Below are 23578 nucleotides of genomic sequence, written 5' to 3' on the forward strand. Positions count from 1 at the left end.
GCTGCTTGCCAAAAGACCCCAGGCATCGGCGCCTCGCACCGGACAACAACACCAGGCGGAGGACAGGCATGGACGCGCCCAACGGACTCGACGCGGAAACGACGTTTCTCGCCGGCGGCGGAGAACTCGGCTCGCTCATGCGCGCGCACGACTGGTCGTCCACGCCGCTGGGGCCACCCAAGGACTGGCCGCGCAGCCTGAAGACCGTGGTGCGCATCATGCTGACCTCCAGCCAGCCGATCTGGATCGGCTGGGGCGAGCAGTTGCTCTACCTGTACAACGATCCATACAAGTCGATCATCGGCGGCAAGCACCCGCATGCCCTCGGGCAGCCGACCTCCGTGGTGTGGCGCGAGATCTGGACCGAGATCCAGCCGCTGCTGGACTCGGCCATGAACGGCGACGGCACCTTCGCGGAAAGCCAGCTGCTGATCATGGAGCGCAACGGCTACCGCGAAGAGACTTACTACACCTTCTCATACAGCCCCATCCCCGGCGACGACGGCCGGCCCGCGGGCATCATCTGCGCCAACTCCGACGAGACGCGCCGCGTCATCAGCGAGCGGCAGATGGGCCTGCTGCGCGACCTCGCCGCGGGCTCGGCGGACGCCAAGACCGTGCCTGCCGCCGTCGAAAGCTGCATGGCGGCCGTGCGCACCAATGACAGGGACATCACCTTCGCGCTCGCCTGCCTGCGCACGCACGGGCAGGCAGGCTTGGCGCCCGTGCTCGACAGCGCAGACCAGGCCCACGTGCTCGCCGCCATCGACCCGTGCGGCGCACCCTGGCTCGCCGAGGACGTCATCCGCTCAGGCACGCCCCGCATCGTCGAGCTGCCGCCCTTGCCCGACGGCATGGCATGGCCTGGCGGCAGCTGGGACACCCCGGCACACCATGCGATGGTGCTGCCCATCGCCCCCTCCGGCGACGCCGGGCAGGAAGGCGTGCTGATCGTCGGGCTCAATCCCTTCCGCCTCGTCGACGCCGCCTACCAGGACTTCCTCGTGCTGGTGGCCAAGCAGGTCTCGTCCGCCATTGCCAACGCGCAGGCCTACGAGCGCGAGCGGCAACGCGCCGAGGAGCTGGCCGAGCTGGATCGCGCCAAGACCGAGTTCTTCTCCAACGTCAGCCACGAGTTCCGCACGCCGCTCACGCTGATGCTCGGTCCGCTGGCCGATGCGCTCGGCATGCCGGAACTGCCAGCCGATCTGCGTTCGCGCCTGTCGATGGTGGAGCGCAACGCGCTGCGGCTGACCAAGCTGGTGAACACGCTGCTGGAGTTCTCGCGCATCGAGGCCGGCCGGCATGAGAGCGTGTTCCTGCGCACTGACCTCACCCAGGCCACGGCCGACCTCGCCAGCCTGTTCCGGTCTGCCATCGAACGCGCCGGGTTGGAGTTCTTCGTCGATTGCCGGCCACTGCCCGCTCCCGTGCTCGTGGACCGCGACCAGTGGGAACGGGTGGTGCTCAACCTGCTGTCGAATGCGCTCAAGTTCACCTTGCACGGACGCATCACCGTTCGCCTGCTCGCAGAAGGCGACGACGCCGTGCTGCAGGTGGAGGACACCGGCGTGGGCGTGCCCAGGGACGAAGTGGGCCGCCTGTTCGAGCGCTTCCACCGCGTGCGCGGCACGCAGGGGCGCACGCACGAAGGCAGCGGCATCGGCCTGGCGCTCGTGAAGGAACTCGTGCGCCTTCATGGCGGCACCGTTGAAGCGCACAGCCGGCTGGGTGAAGGCAGCACCTTCACCGTGCGCCTGCCGCTGGACAGCCACCGCCATGACGCGCCGGCCGCACCGGCGCCCGCGCCTGCTGGCAAGCCGCAGGCCGCGGCCTATGTGCAGGAAGCCCTGCGCTGGCTGCCCGGTGACGGCGACACGTCGGCACAGCACGGCGAGGTCGGCGCCGACACCGTGCTGCTGGGCGACCGCTACCGCTCCACCTGGGGCTCGCGGGTGCTGGTCGCGGACGACAACGCCGACATGCGGCAGTACCTCGAACGGCTGCTCTCGCCATACTTCCAGGTAGAGACCGCCGCCGACGGCCGCGAGGCACTCGACGCGGTGCGCCGCCGACGGCCCGCGCTGCTGCTGTCGGACGTGATGATGCCCAGGCTGGATGGCTTCGGCCTGTTGAACGCCTTGCGCAGCGACACGCAGCTGCGCTCCCTGCCGGTGATCCTGCTGTCCGCGCGCGCCGGCGAAGAGGCGCGCGTCGAAGGCCTGCGCGCAGGCGCCGACGACTACCTCGTCAAGCCCTTCTCCTCGCGCGAGCTGCTGGTGCGCGTGGCCGCGGCCATCGAGCTGGACCGTGCCCGCCGCATCGGCGAGGAACAGCTCAAGCTCTTCCTCGCCGGCGCCAGCATGTTCACCTGGGACATCGACCTCGCCACCGAGCGGGCCACGCTGTCCGACAACGCGCCGGCCGTGCTGGGAGCGCGGCCGCAGGACCTGGCGCAGGGCATGTCTGCCATCCATCCCAAGGATGCGACGCGGCACCGCCAATTGCTGGACGAGACCATCCGCAACAAGGGCCAGTTCGCCGATGAAGTGCGCTTCGTGCGCGCCGACAACGGCGAGGTGCGCTGGATGGAAATCCGCGGGCGCGTGCTGTGTGACGAGGCCGGCACGCCCATCCGGCTCACCGGCCTGTCGTTCGACGTGACCGAGCGCAAGGGCATGGAGCAGGCGCTGCGCGACCTGGACCGCCGCAAGGACGAATTCCTCGCCATGCTCGCGCACGAACTGCGCAACCCGATGGCGCCCATCCGCAATGCGGTGGAGCTGATGCAGCGCCTGAACCCGCCGGACGATCGGGTGCGCCGTGCCATCGGCATCGTCGACCGCCAGGTGCACCAGTTGAACCGCATGGTGGACGACCTGCTGGATGTCTCGCGCATCACGCGCGGGCGCATCCAGCTCGAACGCGAGCCGGTGGACCTGGAGGCCGTGGTGTCCGCCGCGGTCGAGGCGATGGAGCCCGTCATCCGAGAGCGTGGCCACCGCCTGACCGTGCGCGCGGGCATGCCCATGCATGTCATCGGCGACGCCGCGCGGCTGCAGCAGTGCCTGGTGAACCTGCTGACCAACGCCGCCAAGTACACGGATGCGGGCGGGCAGATCGACATCGAGATGCTGCGCGACGGCGACCAGGGACTCATCCGCGTGAGCGACACCGGCGCGGGCATCCCGTCGGACCTGCTGCCACACGTCTTCGACCTGTTCGTGCAGAGCGACCGCACGCTGGACCGCGCGCAAGGCGGGCTGGGCATCGGGCTGTCGGTGGTCCGCAGCTTGGTGGAAATGCACGGCGGACAGGTGTCGGCGAGCAGCCCGGGGACGGGCATGGGGTCGGTCTTCGAGGTGATGCTGCCCTTGAGCGACGCCCTCGAGTCCGACCGCATGCAAGAGCCCTCGGCATGGGCGTCGCCGCGCAAGGTGCTCATCGTGGACGACAACCGCGACGCGGCCGAATCCCTGGGGCTGGTGCTGGAGGCGGAGGGCCACGAGGTGCGCACCGCCGCCAACGGCGAGCAGGCCTTGCGCATCGCGCTGGAGTGGATGCCGGACCTCGTGCTGCTGGACATCGGCCTGCCCGGCATGGACGGCTACGAGGTGGCCCGCCGGCTGCGCGCGATGGACGAGCTGCGCGGCTGCCGCATCGTGGCGCTCACCGGCTATGGGCAGCCGTCGGACCGGCACCGCGCCGAGGCTGCCGGCTTCGACGATCATCTCGTCAAGCCGGCGCCGATGGACGCGATCTCGCGGATGCTGGGCCGGACCTTCTCGCAAGGCGTGGCCGAACCGTTGGCTTCCCCCGCCAGGATGGGCGTCACGCCGCTCTGACCGGGCTGTTGGAAACGATGGAATGACATCGTTTTTTGGCAGCATTCTTCGTGGCGCAGGCCGCGCGTGCCTTGCATCATTCATGCGGCCGTTTCCATGACGGAAGCTTCTGACAGGCCGTCTTGCGGGCCACCAAGATTTTCACGGTACCTCTGTGGTACCGGAAATTGCGCGCCACACGCAGATGATCGACATCCATGTGGCACAGGTGCGGCCCTTCTGCCGCATTCATCAATCAGCCAGGTTCCGAGTCAATGCATCAGCATTGGGTCGGGGCATAAAAGGAAAAAGAATGACCAAATGCAATAACGAAAACTGCCAGCGCCAATTGAAGAATGGTCAATGCCCTAACGGGTGTGACCAGATCACTGCCCGGCCAATTGGGACGCAATACCGCCCCAATCAGTTCAGGGCGTATGGGTCTGGTTCCAACTCCACCCCAAAAAACCGGAAGTAAGTAGGAGCGGTTTACCCCATTCTTCAGGGGTAAACCGTGACCGCGTTCTTCCTTAGCGGGTGTGTACCTCGCACGACTGCCCGGGCGGTTGGTGCCGCAGCGACCCGAATGTGTGTGCGTAGACCCAGGTGAACTCCGCACCGAGCAGGAAGATCTGCGCCGAGTAGTACACCCACAGCAGCAGCACCGCCAGCGAGGCGGCCGCGCCGAACACCGACGTGACGCCGCTCTTGCCGATGTACAGGCCGATGAGCAGCTTGCCCACGGTGAAGAGCAAGGCCGTCACCGCTGCGCCGATCCACACGTCATGCCACTGGATGTGCACGCGCGGCATGATCTTGTAGATGAGCGCGAAGGCCAGCGTGATGGTGGCAAAGCCCAGCAGGAAGTCGATGGCGTGGCCGAGAAGCTCCCATTCGGAGAACACCGGCCCCCACCAGCGCCCCAGGGCCGACAAGGCCGCGCTGGCCACCAGCGAGACCATCAGCAGGAAGCCGATGGCCATGATCATCCCGAACGACAGCAGCCGCGTGCGCAGCAGGTTCCACACGCCCGACTTGCGGCGGGCGGGTGCCCGCCAGATGCGGTCCAGTGCGTCCTGGAGTTCGTTGAACACGGTGGTGGCACCGACCAGCAGCAGGGCCAAGCCCGCCAGCGTGGCCACCACGCCCTGCCCCGGCCTGTGCGCGGCCTCCAGCAGGCCTTGCACGAAGCGCGCGCCTTCGTCGCCGATGAGCCCCTGCAGCTGCGCCATGATCTCGCCGCGCGCCGCATCGGGCCCGAACACGAAGCCGGCCACCGAGATCACGATGAGCAGCAGCGGCGCGATGGAAAAGAGCGTGTAGTAGGCCAGCGCCGCGCCCATGCTCGGCGCGTAGTCCTGCGACCAGGAGCGGGCGGCGTGCAGGAGCAGCGACCACCAGGCCTTCACGCCATGGGGCGACGCAGCGCTCGACGCGGGCAGGCTGTCGGGCGAGCGGCGTTGGAGATATTCAAACGGGAGCGGGCGGGCCATGCCGAGAACATGGCAATGCACGTGCCCGCTTGCAGTCACGACCTGCTGGATGTTCAGCACATCACTGCTGCACATCCAGCAAATGCCCGTCTTTGAATCGTCACAAGACTGTCATCAGACCGTCATCTGCTGGCACCGTCCTTGCACTTTGAGTGGGTCACACGCATCGATCGCGGCTGCGGGCCTTCGTCCCCACCTTCGCCTACCGCAACCTGCTCGACGCCGTGCGCAGCGATTGCGCGTGCGGCCATCCAACTTCGACATCAAACCAGGGAGCTTCATCATGACTTCGACGAGCATCGTCGCCACCATCGGGCCAGCCACGCGCAATGCCGCGGCGCTTCAGCAGCTTCACGCGGCGGGCATGTCCGTCGCACGACTCAACGGCTCGCATGCCGATCTGAACTGGCATCGCGAGACCATCCAGCTCCTGCGGACGGTCATTCCCGACGTGCCCATCCTGCTGGACATCCCCGGACGCAAGATCCGAACGACGCTGCTCGCCCACGAACCGTCGTTTGCCGAGGGCGAGGAGATCGTCCTCACCACCGATGCGGACTACCGCGGCCACGACAAGGTGCCCGTCAACTACGACGAGCTGCATCTCAAGCTGCGTCCGGGCGTGAGCATCTACGCCGATGACGGGACGCTCGCCTTCGAGGTCATCGGCATCTCCGGGCGCGACATCCGCCTGCGGGCCAAGGCCGGTGGCACGCTGCGCAGCCGCAAGGGCATCAACGTTCCCGAACTCGATCTCGGGCGATCGCTGTTGACGCCGCGCGACGAGACCATGGTGGCGTTCTGCAAGGAGACGGGCGTCGACTTCGTGGGCATCAGCTTCGTGGAAGGTGCCGATCACGTGCAGGCCATCCGCAACCTCATCAACGGCGCGTCGCCGCGCATCGTGGCGAAGGTGGAGAACCGCGGCGGCCTGGACCACCTCGAGGAAATCGCCGCGGCCAGCGACGTCATCATGATCGACCGCGGCGACCTGTCGGTGGAGACCGGGCTGGACGAAGTCTCTGTCCACCAGAAGCGGATCATCCAGGTGGCCCGCCAGTACGCACGCCCGGTGATCGTGGCCACCGAACTGCTGCACAGCATGATCGACAACCCGCTGCCCACCAAGGCGGAGATCGGCGACATCACCAATGCCATCCTGGACGGCGCCGCGGCGGTGATGTTGTCGGGGGAGACGGCGATCGGCAAATATCCCGTGCTGTGTGTCTCGCGGCTGCGCAGCATCGCCACAGCCGCCGAGACGTACGCGCAGCGCCAGCGTGAGGCACGGCCCGCCGGCCTGCTGGCCAAGGAGAGGGAGTTCGCGCAGGCCATCCGACTGCTGGCGCACTCGAACGAAGTCGACAAGGTGGTGGTGTCCTCGCGCACCGGGGTCGCGGCCCGGCTGGTCGCGATGGAGCGCATCGGCCTGCCGGTGATCGCCATCACCGACGATGCCTCGCTGGCCCGCTCGCTGCGATTGCTGCCCGGCACCACGCCGGTCGTCCTGGCGCGCGACGACCTGCATGCACTGGACGCCGGCGAACTCGTCGCCGCCTTGCAGGCGCACGGTGTCGTCGACGAGAAGGACACGCTGCTGCTGGGCCGCTTCTCCGCCACGGGCGGCTCGGCCCATACGTGGATCCAGACTCACCAGGGCCTGGGCCTGCCGCTGCCTCTGGTGGCCCAGTCGGAAGTCGAGGCCTGACATGGACCACAGCTACGCAATCGGCCTGGTCGTCCTGGGCCTGGCGGTGGTGCAGTCGCTGTTCGGCATGGGCATCCTGGTGTTCGGCACGCCCACGCTGCTGCTGCTGGGCATCGAGTTCTCTTCGGTGCTGGGATGGCTGCTTCCGTCATCGCTGGCGATCTCGGCGCTGCAAGTCTGGGGAGACAGGCGCAAGGCCGCCCAAACGCCATCGCATTTGGTTATTCGATATTGGTCCGTGGCCGTGCCGCTTCTGGCTGCCCTCAGCTTTATGCTGCTGTCCCACATGAAGGCATCGGTCGAGCTGTGGGTGGGCCTGGCCATGCTGACGGCGGCGGTGCTGCGTGGATCGGACCTCATCCGGCAGTGGCTCAGGGGCTTCATCCTGCGGCACGAGCGCGCCTACCTCGTGCTGATGGGTGCCTTCCATGGCTTCACCAACATGGGAGGCGCCGCACTGGCCATCTACTCGTCATCGGTCACGGACAACAAGCACGCCATGAGGGCACTGATCTCGCGCTATTACCTGCTCTTCGGAAGCATCCAGATCGTGGCACTTGTGCTGCTGCAACCGGCCTCGCTGCGCGCACTGGGCCTGGCCCTGGCGCCGCTGTCCGCGCTGATCTACGTCTTCCTGGGCAGCTGGGCCTTCGAGCGCCTGAAGGCATCGATCTACGAGCGCGCATTCACCGGATTCATTGCAGCCTATGGCCTGGCGCTCCTGGGAAAGAACTACCTCCGATAGGACGACGTGAACAGTGTTCTGACGGCCCTCGTGCCGATCTTCGTGTTGATCGCACTGGGCTTTGCGATTCACCGCTGGAAATTCATCGACCACCAGTTCTGGCTGCCTTGCGAGCGGCTGAACTACTTCTGCATGTTTCCGGCGCTGATGTTCGCCCAGATCGCGAAGGCCGATTTCTCCAACTACCCGATCGGCGCTTTCGTCATTTCGCTGCTGGGGGCCGTGAGCATCGGCGGCGCGTTCCTCTTTCTCTGGAAATGGGCGGTGGGACAGAACGGCAGCACGTTCTCGTCGGTCATCCAGGGAGCGCTGCGGCCCAACACCTACGTCGGCGTGGCGGCTGCAGCGCTGCTGTTCGGCTCGCCGGGCATCACGCTGACGTCGCTGAGCATCGCCATCTCGATTCCCATCCTCAACGTCGCGTCGATCGTCGTCCTCATGGTCCACAGCGGCAAGGGCAAGCCCAGTCCGGCTGAACTGGGGCTGGCGCTGGTCAAGAACCCGGTGATCGTGGCCGTGTGCCTGGGCTTGCTGTTCAACGCCTGCGGCCTGCCCCGCCCCGCGGCCGTGTTCTCCACGCTCGATGTACTGGGCGCGGCATCGCTGCCCCTGGGCTTGCTGGCCGTGGGCGCCGGCCTGGACTTGCGGCTGGCCAGCGAAGCCCGCTCAGCAGTCTTCCTCTCGTCGATGGTCAAGCTCGTGCTAGTCCCGGCCGTTACCGCAACGCTCGCCCACGCCAGTGGCCTCACCGGCACGGCGTTCGGCATCGTCGTGCTCTTCAACTCGCTGCCTTGCACACCTTCGGCCTACATCATGACCAAGCTCCTGGGCGGCGATCACCGGCTGGCAGCCAGCATCATTTCCATCCAGACCGTGGCAGCGGCACTGACGATCCCGCTGGTGCTGTCGCTGTCGGCCCGCCTCCACTTCTGAGGCGAAGACAGCCCCGCCCGCGCCAGCCGTCCTGGCGCTTGCGCCGAAAGCGCAGGCGCTCGATCAGCCGCTCGCCGCCTTGCTCCACCACGCGTTCTTCAATGATCTCCACGAGGCCGTCGTCGGCCGATGTTGTAGACAAATCTATAACGGTATATACTGTTTATACCGTTTGGAGAAACACGCCACCCATGAGCACCACCAAAGTCGGGTCTCGCGCAGCCAAGACCACCAAGACCACCCCGCGCAAGGCAGCCGCTGCCAAGAAACCTGCCGCCAAGCCAGCGACTTCGATGAAAAAGCCCGCCCCCGCCAAGGCAGCCCCCCAGCCCAAGACCCAGCCCGCCACGCAGGCTGCTCCTGAAGCCGCCAAGCTGCCCAAGACCAAGCTCGTGCGCGACAGCTTCACCATGCCCAAGCCCGAGTACCAGGTCATCGACACGCTGAAGGACCGCAGCGCCAAGGCCGGCCGCCCGCTGAAGAAGAGCGAGGTGCTGCGTGCCGGCATCAAGGCGCTTGCTGCGATGTCCGACGAGGCTTTTGCCGTTGCAATTGCTGACGTACCGGCCCTCAAGACCGGCCGGCCGAAGTCGAAGAAGCCTTCGGCACCTGCCCAGCAGGAATGACGCGCCATCCGTGAGCGCGGCCTTCGCCGCCTGCGGGTTGATCGCCGCCTTCATGATCAGCATCTGAACGCTCCCGCTTCTCGCGCCAGCCACTGAGGTGCCGTGGGTGGAGTCATGTCACGGAACTGCCTCTAAGATGCCGCTCGATTCAGCAGGGGATCGAGCATGGACAACGCCACCGGCGCCACCTACGGCGCCGACGACGCGGGACTGATTTGCGGCTTCGCGTGCCGCCCGGGCGCGGCCGCGAAGGAGATCGGATCGGCCGAGGCCGCGCAGTGGCTCGCGCGGCCCGAGAAGGAAGGCTTCCTGTGGCTGCACTTCAACCTCGGCCACAACGCCTCCGAGCGCTGGCTGCGCAACACCGCCAGGCTGCCCGAGCCCTTCTTCGAGACGCTCAAGGAAGGCCTGCACTCCACGCGCATCGAGCGCGATGAAGATGCACTGGTCGCCGTCATCAACGACGTGCACTTCGACTTCTCCTTCGAGCCCTCGGACATCTCCACGCTGTGGATCAGCGTGCAGCCCGGCCTCGTGGTGACGGCGCGGCTGCGCCCGCTGCGCTCGGTGGACAAGCTGCGCGCCTCCATGAAGGCCGGCGAGCAGCTGCGCTCATCGGCCGAGCTGCTGGAGCGGCTGATGCGCAGCCAGGCCGACGTGCTGGTGGAGATCGTGCGCGGCGTGACGGCGCGCATCGACGGCATCGAGGACGACCTGCTCGCCGGCAAGCTGCACCACAAGCGCGTCAAGCTGGGCGCCTTGCGGCGGCTGCTGGTGCGCCTGCAGCGCCTGCTCGCGCCCGAGCCCGCGGCGCTGTTCCGGCTGCTGCAGTATCCGCCGGGCTGGATGGCCGCCATGGACGTGCAGGAGCTGCGCCAGTCCACCGAGGAGTTCTCGGTGGTGCTGCGCGACATGGCGTCGCTGCAGGAGCGCATCAAGCTGCTGCAGGAAGAGATCGCCGCGCAGGTCAACGAGGACAACAGCAAGAGCCTGTTCGTGCTGACCATCGTGACGGTGCTGGCCCTGCCCATCAACATCATCGCCGGCCTGTTCGGCATGAACGTGGGCGGCATCCCGCTGTCGCAGCATGCGCACGGGTTCTGGGTGGTGGTGGGGGTGATCGCGCTGATCACCGGCATCGCGGCGAGGTTTGCCTTCCGGGCCGGACGGCGCGATGGCGATGATTGACCCGATGTCACTCGACCGAAGCCTGGGCGCCGTCGTCCGCCGCCTTCGTGCCATGCACCTCGACCCGGTTGCGGCCTGAGCGCTTGGCCACGTACACGGCCGCGTCTGCACGGTCGATCCCCGCGCTGAGGTCCGCCGCGTTCATGGCTTCGGCCACGCCGAAGCTGGCCGTAACATGCAGTGCCAGCGCCTCCCAGTCGATGGACTCGATCACCCGGCGCAAGCGTTCCGCGATCGCCTGGGCCTCGTGCGCCCGCGTGAGCGGGCACAGCAGCAAGAACTCCTCGCCGCCCCAGCGCGTGAGCAGGTCCGAACGCTGGATCTGCAAGCCGACGGTCTGGGCTACCTTGCGAAGCACTGCGTCGCCCGCGGCATGTCCATGCGTGTCGTTGATGTTCTTGAAGTGATCCAGGTCCACGAACACGAGCGACATTGGAAACAGCCTGGCCTCGCCCTCCTTCGAACGCTTCAGCAGATCGTCTCCCAGCCCGCGGCGGTTGAGCAGGGAGGTTAAGGGGTCGCGGCCAGCCTGCTCGGCATAGTCTCGCGTCTTCAACTGAAGGGCCGCGTTGATCCGCCGCAGTGAAAGCTGGCCCTGCTCGGCTGCCTTCAGGCGGCGCCGGGTGGCAGCGGCGTCAAGGGTCACGAAGCTGATGATGCCCAGCATCCATGCCATCAGCACGGCCAGCCGGAACGTGGCCTTGGACACCAGCTTGCCGTGGAATTCGATGCGGTCCACCGTGATCTTGTGCAAGCCCACGGGTGCGTTGTTGCCGGTGCCCACGCGGAGCACCGACACCTTGTCCAGTTCAGTGCCCACGTGGTCCATGGGAACGTTGTGCTCGCTGATCCACCAGGAGGCGACCGAGAACTTGGCAATGTCGATGTCCACCGGCTCGCCGGCCCGGCCGGGATCGAAGGCCACCTCGTGCACCTTCAGCGACTGCTGGTCTCCCAGCTTCGAATAGGACGGCGTGAAGTTGCACAGGTACAGCCGCACCGACTGCTGCATGGCGGGGCCTTCATGGCGAATCCACACCCGCAAGAACCGATAGCCGGTCAGGTCGATCCCGTCCGGCATGGCCCTCAAGGCGATGGCCAGCTCGCAGTACGGATATTCATAGCCCGGCTTCGCATCGCAGGTCATCACGAAGGTCGAGCCCACGCGGTCCACATGCGCCACGGTGCGCCCGCCGGCTTCCCGTCGATCATCGTCGGTCCAGATGGAATACGGCTGAGCCGCCGTGATGGCCAGCACGCTGTTCATCCCGAACTCGTTCCAGGCGAGTGCTGCCAGGGTCAGGGCCACCAGGCCCAGGAGCAGTCTGTTGAAACGGCCTGGTTGCATGTTGGTCGAAGCGGCCCTCAGCAGTTCGCTGCGCGCACTCTAACAACAAACGACGCTCGCCGGCCAGAGCGCCTTGCACCAGTTTCCATGGTTGCCGCATGGGCGCAGCGCGTCAGGCCAGGATGCTGATCACCCGTCCGATGGTCCAGCAGGCCGCCACGCTGCCGATGGCGTACAGCGCCGGTCGGCGGGTCACCAAGGGCGGCGTGTCCTGCCAATGGTTGCCGCTGCAGCAGCTGGACATCGCCACCTTGCGAGTATCGTCGCGTCGTTTGACTTCTGGCCTGCCGCGGATCGGCTGCTGCGCATGGCGCAAGCCTTGAGCCGTGATGCCCCGACGGGCGGACAGGCTGCGCGGCCGCGGAGACGCGTTCATCCAATCCACGGGTGCGCTAGCGTCCACAACAGGCCGACCACGCCCGAGCCCAGCACGACCGGGATCACGCCGGCCTTGAAGCGGAACAGGGCCAGCGCTGCGGCAAGGCCGATCACCGCCGCTGGCCATTCGAAGCGCCCCCCCTGCCCCTGCGGCCACAGCACGTGCCACGCAAAGAACACCGCCAGGTTCACGATCACGCCCACCACCGCGGCAGTGATGCCCGTCAGCGGCGCGGTGAACTTGAGGTTGCCGTGCGTCGACTCGATGAAGGGTCCGCCCAGCAGGATGAAGAAGAACGAAGGCAGGAAGGTGAAGAAGGTCACCACCGTCGCGGCCGCGGCGCCGGCCAGGAACAGCAAATCGCTGCCGAAGATCGCCTTGGTCCACCCGCCGACGAAGCCCACGAAGGACACCACCATGATGAGCGGCCCGGGCGTCGTCTCGCCCAGCGCGAGCCCGTCGATCATCTGGGCGGCCGTGAGCCAGTGGTAGTGATCGACCGCGCCCTGGTACACGTAGGGCAGCACGGCGTAGGCGCCGCCGAAGGTCAGCAGCGCGGCCTTGGTGAAGAACCAGCCCATCTGAGTCAGCACGCCTTCCCATCCGAAGACCGCCACCAGCGCTGCCATGGCCGCGGCCCACAGGCCAAGGAACACCACCAGCACCTTGCGCAGCCGTGCCCATGAGAACAGTGCATGTGGCGGCGTGGGAGTGTGGTCGTCGATCAGCGCGGGACCGAAGCCTTTGGCGGACTGGCCGTGCCCACCGCCTGTCTTGAACTTGTCCGGCGCAACACGCCCGCCCACGTAGCCGATGACCCCAGCCGCCAGCACGATCAGCGGAAATGGCAAGCTCAACGCGAAGATGGCCACGAACGCCGCCGCCGCGATGCCCCACAGCCACGCGTTCTTGAGCGCCCGCGAGCCCACGCGCCACGCTGCATGCACGACCAGCGCCGTCACCGCGGGCTTGATGCCGTAGAACAGGCCAGCGATCGCCGGCAGCTTGCCGAAGGCCATGTAGACCCACGACAGCGTGATGAGGATGAACAGCGACGGCAGCACGAACAAGCCCCCGGCCACGATGCCGCCCCAGGTGCGGTGCATCAGCCAGCCGATGTAGGTCGCGAGCTGCTGCGCCTCGGGGCCGGGCAGCACCATGCAATAGTTGAGTGCGTGGAGGAAGCGGTTCTCGGAAATCCAGCGCCGGCGCTCCACCAGCTCCTCATGCATGATGGCGATCTGCCCCGCCGGACCGCCGAAGCTGATGAAGCCCAGCTTGAGCCAGTAGGAGAAGGCTTCGGCGCGGGTCAGGGCCTGCGGCGCGTCGGCGCCGGCCAGCATGTTCGTTGTCATTGTTCAGCCTCGGGTTCGGCACCCGTTCCAGCAGTCGTCCATGTTCCGCCTGACACAGCTCACCATCCGCCGCGCCAGGCAGGAGCGCCTCGCGCAGATCGCCGGCAGCCTCACGTTCACGACGGTGCTGTCGATTGTGCCGTTCCTGTCGGTCGCCTTCGCGCTGTTCATGCGCTTTCCGGTGTTCAGCCGTTTCGAGACGGCCATCGACGACCTGCTGCTCAAGCCATTCCTGCCGGCCGACATTGCACGCACGGTGCTGAAGTACCTGCACCAGTTTTCGTCCAACGCCAGCGGCATGACCTGGGTGGGATCGGTGCTGCTGCTGGCCGCGGCCATTGCCTTGCTGCTGACGGTGGAGAACGCGCTCAACCAGCTGTGGAGCGTGAAGCGCAACCGGCCCTTCATCAAGCGCGTGGGCATGTACACGCTCATGCTGTTGGTGGGGCCACCGATACTGGGAGTGAGCCTGTGGGCGACCTCGTACGTGATCAGTGCGTCGATGGGCTTCATCGGCCCCCTGCCCCCGTCGGCGCGCTTCGTGCTCGGCATGGGGCCGGTGGTGCTCGGCGCAATCGGCCTGTCGAGCCTGTTGTATTTCGTGCCGAACGCGAAGGTGCTCAAGCGCCATGCCATCGCCGGCGGGCTCATCGCCAGCATCGGCCTGGAGCTGGGCAAGCGCGGCTTCGCGGCCTACCTGCTTCAGGTACCCACCTACAAGGCGATGTACGGTGCATTCGACGCCGTGCCCATCTTCCTGCTGTGGGTGTATTTCTCGTGGCTGGTGATTCTGGGTGCGGCGCTGGTCACCGCCAACCTGTCACGCCCCCTGGCAAAGGCCTGAGCAGTCATACCACTGCACATCTTCGTCCTGATCGTCGGTGTCGGGCGTGATGGACAGGGTGAAGATCTTGAACGTGGACCCAGCCTGCGTGCCACCGTCGGCGTTGGCGTGCAAGGCGGTGAACACGATGGCCATGCCGATGGCAAGTTGGCTCAGCAGTTTCATGGATTCTCCCTGTGGGTTGCGAAGTGAACGCGGCGCAGTCTAGCCCGCAACTGCAGTTTCCGCCAAGCGGCTCGTCGCCGGCACCGCACCCGTCATCGCGTTTGTCGAAGGTTCGATGCGCGAGGGCACGACGCTCATCGTCAGCGGCCGCCGTTTCGGCACCAAGGCCAATGCGAAGCCACTGCTGTTCTGGTCTGCCGACGGCGGCGTGGCGCCTTCTGCGCTCGGCCGCAAGACGGCGTGGAGCGACAGGCAGCTTCGGGCCATGCTGCGGCTGGGCACCTTGAAGTCGGCGCCTGAGGTGTACGTCTATGTCGCCAACGGCGATGGCGAGGTCAACGAGGTGGGGGAGGCCCTGCCGGGTGGCGCACGATGATCGTCGGTGGATGAGCCGTCACCGGTTCATCCACCGTCGCACCCCGAACGAGGCGGCATCAACCGCCCCCACCAGCAGCACCATGGCCATCAGCACCGTGCAGGCTTCGTGCATCTGGAAGAGGCTGAGGTGGTAGTACAGCATCTGGCCTAGACCACCTGCACCCACCACGCCGAGCACGGCTGCGGCGCGGATGTTGTTCTCCCAGCGGTACAGGCTGTAGGAGAGCTGTTGCGGCAGCACCTGCGGCAAGGTGGCCCAGAAAAAGACACGCGCCGGGCCGACGCCCCGAATGCGCAGCGCCAGCGCGGGTTCGGGCGGGGCGTTCTCGATGCTTTCGGCAAACAGTCGCCCCAGGACGCCGGTGGTGTGGATCGCCAGGGCCAGTGTGCCGGGGAATGGCCCGAGGCCGGCCGCGACGAGCAGGAGCGAGGCCCAGACAAGCTCCGGAATGGAGCGCAGCACGTTCAGCAAGAGGCGCGACACGGCATGCAAGGCGCGAGCGAACGGCCCGCCCTTCGCACTGGCCGGCAAGGCGAGCAGCAGGCCTGCAGCGGCGGCAATCACGGTGCCCAGCATCGACATCGCCACCGTCTCTGCCGAGGCTTGCAGCGTCTTGCGAAGGAACGGCAGCGAGGTTTCCGGCGGAAAGAAGCTCGCGCCGAAGCCGGACATCTTCTTCAGTTCGGATGCGCTGAGGAACTCCGCCCAGTGCAGATCCAGCGTGGCGAAGCTGGCAACGACGAGCGCCAGCACGGCGATGCCGATCAAGCCTGCGCGCAGTCGCGACGAACGATCGATGGCTGGTGTCGTCATGCCATCAGCCTTCGCAACGACGCGCTGACGCGATCACTCAACCCGACGAGCGCGATGAACACGAGCAGCACGGCCCCCACCTCCGCGCCGGCAAACATCTTGGTGGCACTGTCCAGGCGCTGGCCGAGGCCGCCGGCGCCCACGAAGCCCAGCACCACCGACGAGCGGATGGCGCATTCCCAGCGGTACACGGTGTAGCTCACCAGCTCCATCCCGCACTGCGGCAACGCGCCGAAGAGCAAGGCCTGCAGCCGGCCACCGCCGTTGCGCAACAGCGCTTGCGTCGGCGCCGGGTCGCTGCTTTCCAGGATCTCCGCGTAGACCTTGCCCAGCATGCCGCCGTAGGCGATGGCGATCGCCAGCACGCCCGCCGTGGCACCGAGGCCCACCACCCGCACGAACACCAGGGCCCAGACCAGTTCGGGGATGGAACGCAGCGCGATCAACAACCATCGCACCGCCTGGCGCAGCGTCGCAGGCATCCAGCCCATGCGGCCGGATGCGATGGCGCTGACCGACAGACGCGCGGTGGCCAGCAAGGCCATGGGCACGGCCAGCAGCCACGCGAGCGTGAGGCCCGCGGTGGCGATGGCGACGGTGCGCCAGGTGTCCGCGAGCAGCTCCCACAGGAACTCGGCGTCGTGCCGCGGCGGCGCGAAGTCGCGCACGAAGCGCCAGGCGGATCGCAGGCTGCGCTCATCGGCCAGCGCGAACGGGTTGAACTCGGTCCACGCCAGCAGCGGCCACGCAAGCACCAGTGCGATCAGCAGCGTGGCCACACGCGGTGCATGCGATGGATCACGCATCCATGGTGCCGTCATTGCGGAGGCTGGCGTCATCAGCGGCACATCGCTTCGGGCAACGCCGCGGCCGATGGCGGCTGGTTCGCGGCGCGATCCACATCGTCGTCAGCGCTGCCTTCGTAGAGCTGGCTCACGGCGGCATCATCGAGCCCGGCCGAAGGCCCGTCGTAGAACACCTCGCCTCCGCGCAGCGCCACGATGCGTTTGAATCGTTCGCGAGCGACCGCCACCTGGTGCAGGCTGCACACCAGCGTGCGGCCTTCTCGCGCGGCGGCATCCAGCATCGCGTCCATCACGCGCCCTGCCCTGGCCGGATCGAGCGCAGACAAAGGCTCGTCGACCAGCCACAAGCCCGCCTGCGAGACCAGCAGCCGGGCCAGTCCCACGCGCTGGCGCTCGCCGCCGGACAGTCGGTCCACGCGGTCCCACAGCTTGTCCGCCAGGTCCACGCGTGAAAGTGCCTCTTGCGCCAGCTGCGCCTGGGTGGGATGCCACAGTTGCAGCACGCTTTGCATGAGGCCCATGGACGGCAGCCGCCCCGCCAGCACCGCGGCCACCACGCGCTGGCGCGGCGGCAAGGGCGGCACCTGCGGCGCGAGGAAGAGCTGGGCGCGCAACGCCTGCCGCTGCGCTGAACTCATGGCCCACGGATCGCGGTCCAGCACACGCAACGAACCGCCGAGCGGCTGCACGGCGCAGGCCATCGCCATCAGCAGGCTGGTCTTTCCGGCACCCGATGGTCCGATGACGGCCACCTGCTCCCGAGGCTGGATGCGCAGGTCAATCCCTCGCAGCACGGCACGCGAGGCACCTGGCGCGGCGCCCGCGCTCAGCCCTCGCAGCTCGACCGCCGGACCATCCACGGTCATTTGAGCAATCCGGCGTTCTCCGCGGCGGCACGGATGCCGGCGTAGTTCTCGGCCTTCGTCGGCACGAAGCGCGTGGCGCGCTGCAGCCCGAGGATCTCCTTGCCCTGCGGCGTGTTCGCATCCAGCGCGAGGAATGCATCCAGGATCTTCTGCCGCAGGTCCGCCGGCATGTCGGCATGCACGGTCCAGTTGTAGTCGTAGTAGGCAGGCGTGGTGAAGAAGACCCTCACCTGGTTCGTGTCCACCTTCTTCTCGGCCACGAACTTCTCCCACACCGAGATGTTCAGCGCACCGGCATCGACCTTGCCGCCGGCGACCGCCGCGATGGTCGCGTCATGCGCGCCGGAGAAGCTCACCCGCTTGAGGTCCGCATCCGGATTGATCTTCGCCGCCAGCAGGAAGCTGCGCGGCATGAGATGGCCGGACGTGCTGCTGGCCGAACCGAAGCTCAGCGTCTTGCCCTTCAGGTCTTCGAGCTTGGCGATGCCGCTGTGCGCGTCGGTGATGAACACGGAGCGGAAGCGCTCGTCCTCCTCGCGCTGCACCAGTGGAATCATCTTCCCGCCGGAGCGCACGTTGGCCTGCACGAAGGTGAAGCCGCCGAACCAGGCCAGGTCCACCTTGCGGTTCACCACGGTCTCCACCGCCGCGGCGTAGTCGGTGACGGGCGTCCATTCGACCTTCATGCCCAGCTTGGCTTCGAGGTACTTGCCCAGCGGTGCGAACTTGCGGGCCAGCTCGGTGGGCGCTTCGTCGGGAATGGCGGTGACGCGCAGCACGCCGGGCATGGCGGTCTGGGCCTGCACACCGCCGGCCAAGGCGAGCATCATGAATGCGGCCAAGCCGAGCCGGCGCCTGTTGTGTGAAACCATGTGATGAGCTCCTCGTGTCGTGGTTCAGTGAAGTGATGCGATGCGTTGTGCCAGGGCGTCAATGCCCTCGGGCGACAGGTCGTCGGTGTCCACACGCTGCGCCTGCTCCAGCCGCTCCAGGTGGCGGCCCTGCGAGCGGGCGTACAACGGGTCGTAATGCCTGAGCAGCAGGGATTCGAGCAAGGGCGCCAGCTCGTGCTGCTGTGCCCAGGTCCGCCACTGAGCCAGTGTCTCCTTGGGCAGCAACTCGCTCAGGCCGCTCAGCTTGTCGATCAGTAGTTGTGGGTCGTCGCCCAGCCACGCGTAGTCGCGCAGCAGGTAGGCCATGCGTGCCGGCAAGGTCGCAGCGATCTCGACCACCGGGCTTTCGCGCAGTCGGGCATGCAAGGGCTCCGGCAGCGTCAGCTTGCCGATGCGCCGGCTTTCGGCCTCGACCCACACGGTTCGAGCCAGGTCGAAGCGGGCGATGTGGTCCATGAGGGCCGTCTCGAAAGCCTTTTGCGATGGCTGCGGCTGGCCCGGGATGTCGCCCAGCACGGACCCGCGATGCACGGCCAGCGCTTCCAGATCAAGCACCTGCTGGCCCTGCCGTTCCATCGCGCGCAGCACCTGGGTCTTCGCGCTGCCGGTCGGACCGCACAGCACCTTCAGGCACAGCTGCGGCGCACGCTGCGCCAGCTGCTGCACGACGTGCGCCCGCCAGGCCTTGTAGCCGCCTTGAAGCTGCTGCGCATCCCAGCCCACCATGCGCATCACGTTGACGAAGCTGCCGCTGCGCATGCCGCCGCGCCAGCAGTACACCAAGGGCCGCCACTCACGCGGCTGGCCGCGGAACTGCGTGTCCAGGTGATGGGCGATGTTGCGCGCCACCATGGCTGCGCCCATCTTGCGCGCCTCGAAGGCCGAGACCTGCACGTAGGTCGTGCCGACGACACGCCGCTCCTCGTCGTCGAGCACCGGGCAATTGATGGCGCCGGGGATGTGGTCCAGCGCGTACTCGGCCGGCGAGCGCGCGTCGATGATCACGCTGAAGGCCGGCAGGTCCTCGACCGTGGTCGGCTTGTGGCTCAAGGCGACAGCCCCAGGCTTTTCACCGACACTGCATCCATGACGAATCCCATTCGACTCACATCCTTTTCTCATGGCGGAGGCTGCGGCTGCAAGATCGCCCCGGGTGTGCTGGCCGACATCCTGTCGCGCGCACCGCAGGGTCTCGTCCCGCCGCAGCTGATGGTGGGCACCGAGACCGCGGACGATGCCGCGGTCTATCGCCTGAACGACCAGCAGGCGCTGGTGGCCACCACCGACTTCTTCACGCCGATTGTCGACGACCCGCGCGACTTCGGACGCATCGCTGCCACGAATGCCATCTCCGACATCTATGCCATGGGTGGCACGCCCATCATGGCCCTCGCGCTGGTGGGCATGCCGCTGGACAAGCTGCCGCTGGAGGTGATCGGGCAAATCCTCGAAGGCGGCGCAAGCGTGTGCCAGGAGGCGGGCATTCCCATTGCCGGGGGGCATTCCATCGACGTGCTGGAGCCGATCTATGGCCTGGTGGCCCTGGGGCTGGTGCACCCGGACCGCGTCCGGCGCAACGCGGATGCACGCGAAGGAGACCTGCTGGTGTTGGGCAAGCCGCTGGGCGTGGGCATCCTTTCAGCGGCGTTGAAGAAGGGCCTGCTCGACGACGCGGGCTATGCGGAGATGGTGCGCACCACGACGCAGCTCAATCGCGTGGGCAGCGAGCTGGGCGCGATCGAGGGCGTGCATGCGATGACGGACGTGACGGGCTTCGGCTTGGCAGGGCATCTGCTGGAGGTGTGCCGCGGGTCCGGGTTGGGGGCCGAGGTCGACATGGCTCGTGTGCCGCTCATCGCCGCCGCCAGGACGCATGCGATGAATGGCATCGCCACCGGCGCCTCGGCTCGCAACTGGGCGGGGTATGGAAAGGATGTCGTGATGGATGAGGGTCTCCTGCCCTGGCAGCAGGCCTTGCTGACGGACCCGCAGACCAGCGGCGGGCTGCTGGTGACCTGTTCGGCGCGGGCCGCCGATGACGTGCTGGCGCGATTCCGCCAGGCTGGATTCGCGGATGCAGCAGTCATCGGGCGCATGGTGGCAGGAGAACCGAAGGTGCGTGTGGCCTTGGGTTGATCGAGCTCAAACGGCGGGGCAAGCCGGCCTTGTGATCCTGTCGCTTGACCTTACCATCATTGGAAGCTTGACCATCGCTTCACGCTGAAGCTTCCGTGAGATGTCCATGAGCACCGCTGCCTCGCTCCCAGGCTCCGCCCCGATCCTGCTCCCGATCACGGGCATGAGCTGCGCATCGTGCGTCTCTCGTGTTGAAAAGGCATTGAAGGCAGTGCCCGGCGTGCATGGCGCGGAGGTGAATCTTGCCACCGAGCAGGCCTCCGTCAGCCTGGATGCGGCTGTGGGCATCCAGGCGCTGGCGTCGGCGGTGCAGCGCGCCGGGTATGGCTTGGACAGCACGGAGCGCACGCTGAAGGTCGAGGGCATGACCTGCGCGTCCTGCGTGGCCCGGGTGGAGAAGGCGCTGCTCAAAGTACCTGGCGTGATGCAGGCCAGCGTCAATCTGGCCACGGAGAAGGCCACGGTTCAGGCCCTGTCCACGGTTTCTGATTCGGCACTGCGCACCGCCATTGAAAAAGCTGGCTATGGCACCGCGCCAGATGATGCTGAAGCAAGGCCCGCCGCCACACGACGGCTCCCCGACTGGTGGCCCGTTGCGTTGAGCGCTCTTCTCACCGTGCCGCTGGTGGCACCGATGCTGCTGCAATTGATCGGCATCGGATGGATGCTGGGTGGTTGGTGGCAGCTTGCGTTGGCCAGTCCCATTCAGTTCTGGCTGGGCGCCCGGTTCTACATCGCCGGCTGGAAGGCGCTGCGTGCGAAGACCGGCAACATGGATCTGCTGGTGGCCCTGGGGACATCCGCGGCATATGGCTTGTCGGTTTACTTGATGGCCGGGCATGGCCCGCACGGCATGCCGCACCTCTATTTCGAAGCCTCGGCCGCAGTGATCACCCTGGTGCTGCTGGGCAAGTGGCTGGAGGTTCGCGCCAAACGGCAGACCACCGACGCCATCCGGGCGCTGAATGCGCTGCGGCCGTCGACGGCCAGGGTGCGACGCGAAGGCCTCGAGCTTGAGGTGCCCGTCGAGCATGTGCGGATTGGCGATGTGGTGATCGTCCGGCCCGGTGATCGCGTGGCGGTGGACGGTGAGGTCATCGAAGGTCGCAGCCACGTCGACGAGTCACTCATTACCGGCGAGAGCCGGCCGGTGACGAAGGCAGTGGGTGATCGGGTGACGGGTGGCTCCGTCAACAGCGAAGGCCTGCTCGCGGTGAAGACGCTGGCCATCGGATCCGAGACGACGCTGGCCCGGGTCATCCGCCTCGTCGAGTCGGCCCAGGCGGCGAAGGCGCCGGTGCAACGACTCGTCGATCGTGTCAGCGCAGTGTTCGTGCCTGTGGTGCTTGGCATCGCGCTCGTCACATTGCTGGCATGGCTGGCAGTGGCTGGCAATGTCGAACAGGCGCTGGTGAATGCAGTCGCTGTGCTGGTCATCGCCTGCCCTTGCGCGCTGGGGTTGGCCACCCCGACGGCCATCATGGTCGGCACCGGCGTTGCCGCGCGGCATGGGATCCTCATCAAGGATGCGCAGGCGCTGGAAGTCGCTCATGCGGTGAATGTGGTGGCCTTCGACAAGACCGGGACGCTCACGGCGGGCAGGCCGAGCTTGGTGGCCGTCGAACCAGCAAGTGGGGCGTCGCGCGATGAGCTGCTGGAGGCCGCCGCGGCATTGCAGATGACGAGCACGCATCCACTGGCATCGGCTGTGCTCGACCAGGCGCGATCGGATCGTCTTGCCTTCGTGGCAGCGGACGCGGGCACAGCACTCCCCGGCCGCGGTGTGAAGGGAACCGTTCGGGGTCAGGAGTTCGTCCTGGGCAATGGCCGCCTTCTTCATGAGTTGGGTGCACAGGCGGGGGAGCTCTTTGAGCGTGCCGCCAAGCTGGAAAGGCAAGGAAACACCATCTCCTGGCTCATCCTCAAGCGCGAGGCGGGGCCTCAGGTACTCGGGATGCTGGCCTTTGGCGATGCCTTGAAGCCATCAGCCCGCGCGGCGGTACAGCGCCTGCAGGCCCAAGGAATCCGGACCGCCTTGCTCACTGGCGACAACCGGGGGAGCGCCGATTTTGTCGGGCGTGAACTTGGCATCGACGAGGTGCACGCCGAGGTGCTGCCGGGCGACAAGGCGGCGGTGGTCCAGCAACTGCGTGCGCGAGGGAGCATCGTGGCCATGGTTGGAGACGGCATCAACGACGCGCCCGCACTGGCGGCGGCGGATGTCGGGATCGCCATGTCCACCGGCACAGACGTCGCCATGGAGACCGCCGGCATCACGCTCATGCGGGGCGATCCACTTCTGGTTGCTGATGCGCTCGACATTTCACTCCGGACATGGTCGAAGATCAGGCAGAACCTGGGTTGGGCCTTCGGCTACAACATTGTCGGAATCCCGCTTGCCACTATGGGACTTCTGAGCCCGGTCATTGCGGGCGCAGCGATGGCCTTCAGCAGCGTGAGCGTAGTGAGCAATGCACTGACGTTGCGCCGCTGGCGTTCTGCTGCGACGGGCACTGGAGCCAAACCATGAGTATCCGGATGAATATCGGCCAGGCTGCCAAAGCTTCCGGCGTATCAGCCAAGATGATTCGCCACTACGAAAGCGTTGGGCTGTTTCCCGAGGCAGCACGAACAGATTCAGGCTATCGCCAATACGGCGACAAGGACCTGAGCACGCTGCGCTTCATCCGTCGCTCACGCGATCTGGGGTTCTCGATTGAACAGATCCGAGAACTGTTGGCCCTGTGGCAAGACCGAAAACGGCCCAGTCGACAAGTCAAGGCCGTGGCTCAGGCACACATCGACGAACTCGACGCCAAGCTGCGCGAACTTCAGGCGATGAAAGCAACACTGGAGCATTTGGTGCATTGCTGTCATGGGGACGAACGTCCCGACTGCCCGATCATCGAAACGTTGGAGTCAGGGCAACCGAGGCATTCAGATCGTAAAGCCTAAAAAGCAAAACCCCCAACCAGGAATCTGGAAGGGGGTTTTAAATTAATAGCCTGACGATGTCCTACTTTCACACGGGAATCCGCACTATCATCGGCGCTGAGGCGTTTCACTGTCCTGTTCGG

The 23578-nt window shown here is 66.7% G+C and carries 21 protein-coding genes; 11 read left to right on the forward strand and 10 right to left on the reverse strand.

Annotated elements, in window-relative coordinates; genetic code table 11:
• Window positions 1-68: 68 nt before the first annotated feature.
• The gene (locus tag DZC73_RS26405; protein ID WP_124543366.1) at window positions 69-3845 is read left to right on the forward strand and encodes an ATP-binding protein; all 3777 of its coding nucleotides are present in this window, start codon (window positions 69-71) and stop codon (window positions 3843-3845) included.
• A 509-nt stretch (window positions 3846-4354) separates the two neighbouring features.
• Here the strand turns inward: DZC73_RS26405 and DZC73_RS26410 are convergent.
• Window positions 4355-5317 (reverse strand): YihY/virulence factor BrkB family protein, encoded by a 963-nt coding sequence (locus DZC73_RS26410; RefSeq protein ID WP_124543367.1) that lies wholly within the window; start codon window positions 5315-5317, stop codon window positions 4355-4357.
• Between the two features lie 283 nt (window positions 5318-5600).
• Between DZC73_RS26410 and pyk the strand changes: the two genes are divergently transcribed.
• The 5 genes from pyk to DZC73_RS26435 all read left to right on the forward strand — a co-directional run bounded on the left by pyk (window position 5601) and on the right by DZC73_RS26435 (window position 10517).
• Window positions 5601-7025, forward strand: coding sequence for a pyruvate kinase (pyk, locus tag DZC73_RS26415; protein WP_124543368.1), 1425 nt, complete (start codon window positions 5601-5603; stop codon window positions 7023-7025).
• 1 nt (window position 7026) lies between these two features.
• A complete protein-coding gene (locus tag DZC73_RS26420) occupies window positions 7027-7770 on the forward strand; it encodes a TSUP family transporter (RefSeq protein ID WP_124543369.1) in 744 nt (247 codons plus the stop codon).
• A gap of 6 nt (window positions 7771-7776) precedes the next feature.
• Window positions 7777-8703, forward strand: coding sequence for an AEC family transporter (locus DZC73_RS26425; protein ID WP_124543370.1), 927 nt, complete (start codon window positions 7777-7779; stop codon window positions 8701-8703).
• A 191-nt stretch (window positions 8704-8894) separates the two neighbouring features.
• The gene (locus DZC73_RS26430; protein ID WP_124543371.1) at window positions 8895-9329 is read left to right on the forward strand and encodes a hypothetical protein; all 435 of its coding nucleotides are present in this window, start codon (window positions 8895-8897) and stop codon (window positions 9327-9329) included.
• A 165-nt stretch (window positions 9330-9494) separates the two neighbouring features.
• Window positions 9495-10517 carry a transporter gene (locus DZC73_RS26435; protein ID WP_124543372.1) on the forward strand — a complete coding sequence of 341 codons (1023 nt, stop codon included), beginning with the start codon at window positions 9495-9497 and terminating at the stop codon, window positions 10515-10517.
• Between the two features lie 7 nt (window positions 10518-10524).
• On the opposite strand, the gene DZC73_RS26440 is transcribed toward DZC73_RS26435, so the two are convergent.
• The 3 genes from DZC73_RS26440 to chrA form a co-directional block, all read right to left on the reverse strand.
• Window positions 10525-11865: a GGDEF domain-containing protein gene (locus DZC73_RS26440; RefSeq protein WP_124543373.1), complete on the reverse strand. Its 1341-nt coding sequence runs from the start codon at window positions 11863-11865 to the stop codon at window positions 10525-10527.
• A 112-nt stretch (window positions 11866-11977) separates the two neighbouring features.
• On the reverse strand, window positions 11978-12109 hold the full coding sequence (locus DZC73_RS30540) for a hypothetical protein (RefSeq protein ID WP_268879063.1): 132 nt from the start codon (window positions 12107-12109) through the stop codon (window positions 11978-11980).
• A 128-nt stretch (window positions 12110-12237) separates the two neighbouring features.
• Entirely contained in the window at window positions 12238-13599 is a 1362-nt protein-coding gene (gene chrA, locus DZC73_RS26445; protein WP_235835292.1) for a chromate efflux transporter, read from the reverse strand.
• Window positions 13600-13639: 40 nt separating this feature from the next.
• Between chrA and DZC73_RS26450 the strand changes: the two genes are divergently transcribed.
• Window positions 13640-14443, forward strand: a complete 804-nt coding sequence (locus DZC73_RS26450) for a YihY family inner membrane protein (protein WP_124543374.1) — start codon at window positions 13640-13642, stop codon at window positions 14441-14443.
• Here the strand turns inward: DZC73_RS26450 and DZC73_RS26455 are convergent.
• Window positions 14420-14608 carry a hypothetical protein gene (locus tag DZC73_RS26455; protein WP_124543375.1) on the reverse strand — a complete coding sequence of 63 codons (189 nt, stop codon included), beginning with the start codon at window positions 14606-14608 and terminating at the stop codon, window positions 14420-14422. The two genes, DZC73_RS26450 and DZC73_RS26455, sit on opposite strands and share 24 nt — an antisense overlap.
• Window positions 14609-14723: 115 nt before the next feature.
• On the opposite strand from DZC73_RS26455, the gene DZC73_RS26460 reads away from it, so the two are divergent.
• Complete coding sequence (locus DZC73_RS26460) at window positions 14724-14984, forward strand: hypothetical protein (RefSeq protein ID WP_124543376.1); 261 nt, start codon at window positions 14724-14726, stop codon at window positions 14982-14984.
• A gap of 18 nt (window positions 14985-15002) precedes the next feature.
• Here the strand turns inward: DZC73_RS26460 and phnE are convergent, their stop codons facing one another.
• The 5 genes from phnE to mnmH are packed head-to-tail and all read right to left on the reverse strand — an operon-like array spanning window position 15003 to window position 19415.
• Window positions 15003-15800 carry a phosphonate ABC transporter, permease protein PhnE gene (phnE, locus tag DZC73_RS26465; RefSeq protein WP_124543377.1) on the reverse strand — a complete coding sequence of 266 codons (798 nt, stop codon included), beginning with the start codon at window positions 15798-15800 and terminating at the stop codon, window positions 15003-15005.
• Complete coding sequence (locus DZC73_RS26470) at window positions 15797-16639, reverse strand: PhnE/PtxC family ABC transporter permease (protein ID WP_124543378.1); 843 nt, start codon at window positions 16637-16639, stop codon at window positions 15797-15799. Before DZC73_RS26470 ends, phnE begins: the two co-directional genes overlap by 4 nt.
• Entirely contained in the window at window positions 16639-17472 is an 834-nt protein-coding gene (locus DZC73_RS26475; protein WP_124543379.1) for a phosphonate ABC transporter ATP-binding protein, read from the reverse strand. The genes DZC73_RS26470 and DZC73_RS26475 overlap by 1 nt, the downstream gene beginning before the upstream one ends.
• Window positions 17469-18344 (reverse strand): putative selenate ABC transporter substrate-binding protein, encoded by an 876-nt coding sequence (locus tag DZC73_RS26480; RefSeq protein ID WP_124543380.1) that lies wholly within the window; start codon window positions 18342-18344, stop codon window positions 17469-17471. Before DZC73_RS26480 ends, DZC73_RS26475 begins: the two co-directional genes overlap by 4 nt.
• Window positions 18345-18368: 24 nt before the next feature.
• Window positions 18369-19415 (reverse strand): tRNA 2-selenouridine(34) synthase MnmH, encoded by a 1047-nt coding sequence (mnmH, locus tag DZC73_RS26485; protein ID WP_235835294.1) that lies wholly within the window; start codon window positions 19413-19415, stop codon window positions 18369-18371.
• 36 nt (window positions 19416-19451) lie between these two features.
• On the opposite strand from mnmH, the gene selD reads away from it, so the two are divergent.
• The 3 genes from selD (at window position 19452) to cueR (ending at window position 23456) form a co-directional block, all read left to right on the forward strand.
• Window positions 19452-20501 carry a selenide, water dikinase SelD gene (gene selD, locus DZC73_RS26490; RefSeq protein ID WP_124543382.1) on the forward strand — a complete coding sequence of 350 codons (1050 nt, stop codon included), beginning with the start codon at window positions 19452-19454 and terminating at the stop codon, window positions 20499-20501.
• A gap of 106 nt (window positions 20502-20607) precedes the next feature.
• Window positions 20608-23031 carry a heavy metal translocating P-type ATPase gene (locus tag DZC73_RS26495; protein WP_124543383.1) on the forward strand — a complete coding sequence of 808 codons (2424 nt, stop codon included), beginning with the start codon at window positions 20608-20610 and terminating at the stop codon, window positions 23029-23031.
• Window positions 23028-23456, forward strand: a complete 429-nt coding sequence (cueR, locus tag DZC73_RS26500; protein WP_235835295.1) for a Cu(I)-responsive transcriptional regulator — start codon at window positions 23028-23030, stop codon at window positions 23454-23456. Before DZC73_RS26495 ends, cueR begins: the two co-directional genes overlap by 4 nt.
• Window positions 23457-23578: the final 122 nt, after the last annotated feature.

The sequence above is a fragment of the Rhizobacter terrae genome, from assembly GCF_003852895.1.
Taxonomy (GTDB): Bacteria; Pseudomonadota; Gammaproteobacteria; order Burkholderiales; family Burkholderiaceae_C; genus Albitalea; species Albitalea terrae.

What these genes read in the sequence shown, in the direction of transcription:
- pyk (WP_124543368.1), top strand. Translation starts at nt 5,601, where the DNA reads ATGACTTCGACGAGCATCGTCGCCACCATCGGGCCAGCCACGCGCAAT.
- selD (WP_124543382.1), top strand. Translation starts at nt 19,452, where the DNA reads ATGACGAATCCCATTCGACTCACATCCTTTTCTCATGGCGGAGGCTGC.
- DZC73_RS26495 (WP_124543383.1), top strand. Translation starts at nt 20,608, where the DNA reads ATGAGCACCGCTGCCTCGCTCCCAGGCTCCGCCCCGATCCTGCTCCCG.
- DZC73_RS26440 (WP_124543373.1), bottom strand. Translation starts at nt 11,865, where the DNA reads ATGCAACCAGGCCGTTTCAACAGACTGCTCCTGGGCCTGGTGGCCCTG.
- DZC73_RS26470 (WP_124543378.1), bottom strand. Translation starts at nt 16,639, where the DNA reads ATGACGCCAGCCTCCGCAATGACGGCACCATGGATGCGTGATCCATCG.
- phnE (WP_124543377.1), bottom strand. Translation starts at nt 15,800, where the DNA reads ATGACGACACCAGCCATCGATCGTTCGTCGCGACTGCGCGCAGGCTTG.
- DZC73_RS26480 (WP_124543380.1), bottom strand. Translation starts at nt 18,344, where the DNA reads ATGGTTTCACACAACAGGCGCCGGCTCGGCTTGGCCGCATTCATGATG.
- DZC73_RS26430 (WP_124543371.1), top strand. Translation starts at nt 8,895, where the DNA reads ATGAGCACCACCAAAGTCGGGTCTCGCGCAGCCAAGACCACCAAGACC.
- DZC73_RS26455 (WP_124543375.1), bottom strand. Translation starts at nt 14,608, where the DNA reads ATGAAACTGCTGAGCCAACTTGCCATCGGCATGGCCATCGTGTTCACC.
- cueR (WP_235835295.1), top strand. Translation starts at nt 23,028, where the DNA reads ATGAGTATCCGGATGAATATCGGCCAGGCTGCCAAAGCTTCCGGCGTA.
- DZC73_RS30540 (WP_268879063.1), bottom strand. Translation starts at nt 12,109, where the DNA reads ATGTCCAGCTGCTGCAGCGGCAACCATTGGCAGGACACGCCGCCCTTG.
- DZC73_RS26460 (WP_124543376.1), top strand. Translation starts at nt 14,724, where the DNA reads ATGCGCGAGGGCACGACGCTCATCGTCAGCGGCCGCCGTTTCGGCACC.
- DZC73_RS26475 (WP_124543379.1), bottom strand. Translation starts at nt 17,472, where the DNA reads ATGACCGTGGATGGTCCGGCGGTCGAGCTGCGAGGGCTGAGCGCGGGC.
- DZC73_RS26435 (WP_124543372.1), top strand. Translation starts at nt 9,495, where the DNA reads ATGGACAACGCCACCGGCGCCACCTACGGCGCCGACGACGCGGGACTG.
- DZC73_RS26450 (WP_124543374.1), top strand. Translation starts at nt 13,640, where the DNA reads ATGTTCCGCCTGACACAGCTCACCATCCGCCGCGCCAGGCAGGAGCGC.
- chrA (WP_235835292.1), bottom strand. Translation starts at nt 13,599, where the DNA reads ATGACAACGAACATGCTGGCCGGCGCCGACGCGCCGCAGGCCCTGACC.
- DZC73_RS26410 (WP_124543367.1), bottom strand. Translation starts at nt 5,317, where the DNA reads ATGGCCCGCCCGCTCCCGTTTGAATATCTCCAACGCCGCTCGCCCGAC.
- DZC73_RS26405 (WP_124543366.1), top strand. Translation starts at nt 69, where the DNA reads ATGGACGCGCCCAACGGACTCGACGCGGAAACGACGTTTCTCGCCGGC.
- DZC73_RS26420 (WP_124543369.1), top strand. Translation starts at nt 7,027, where the DNA reads ATGGACCACAGCTACGCAATCGGCCTGGTCGTCCTGGGCCTGGCGGTG.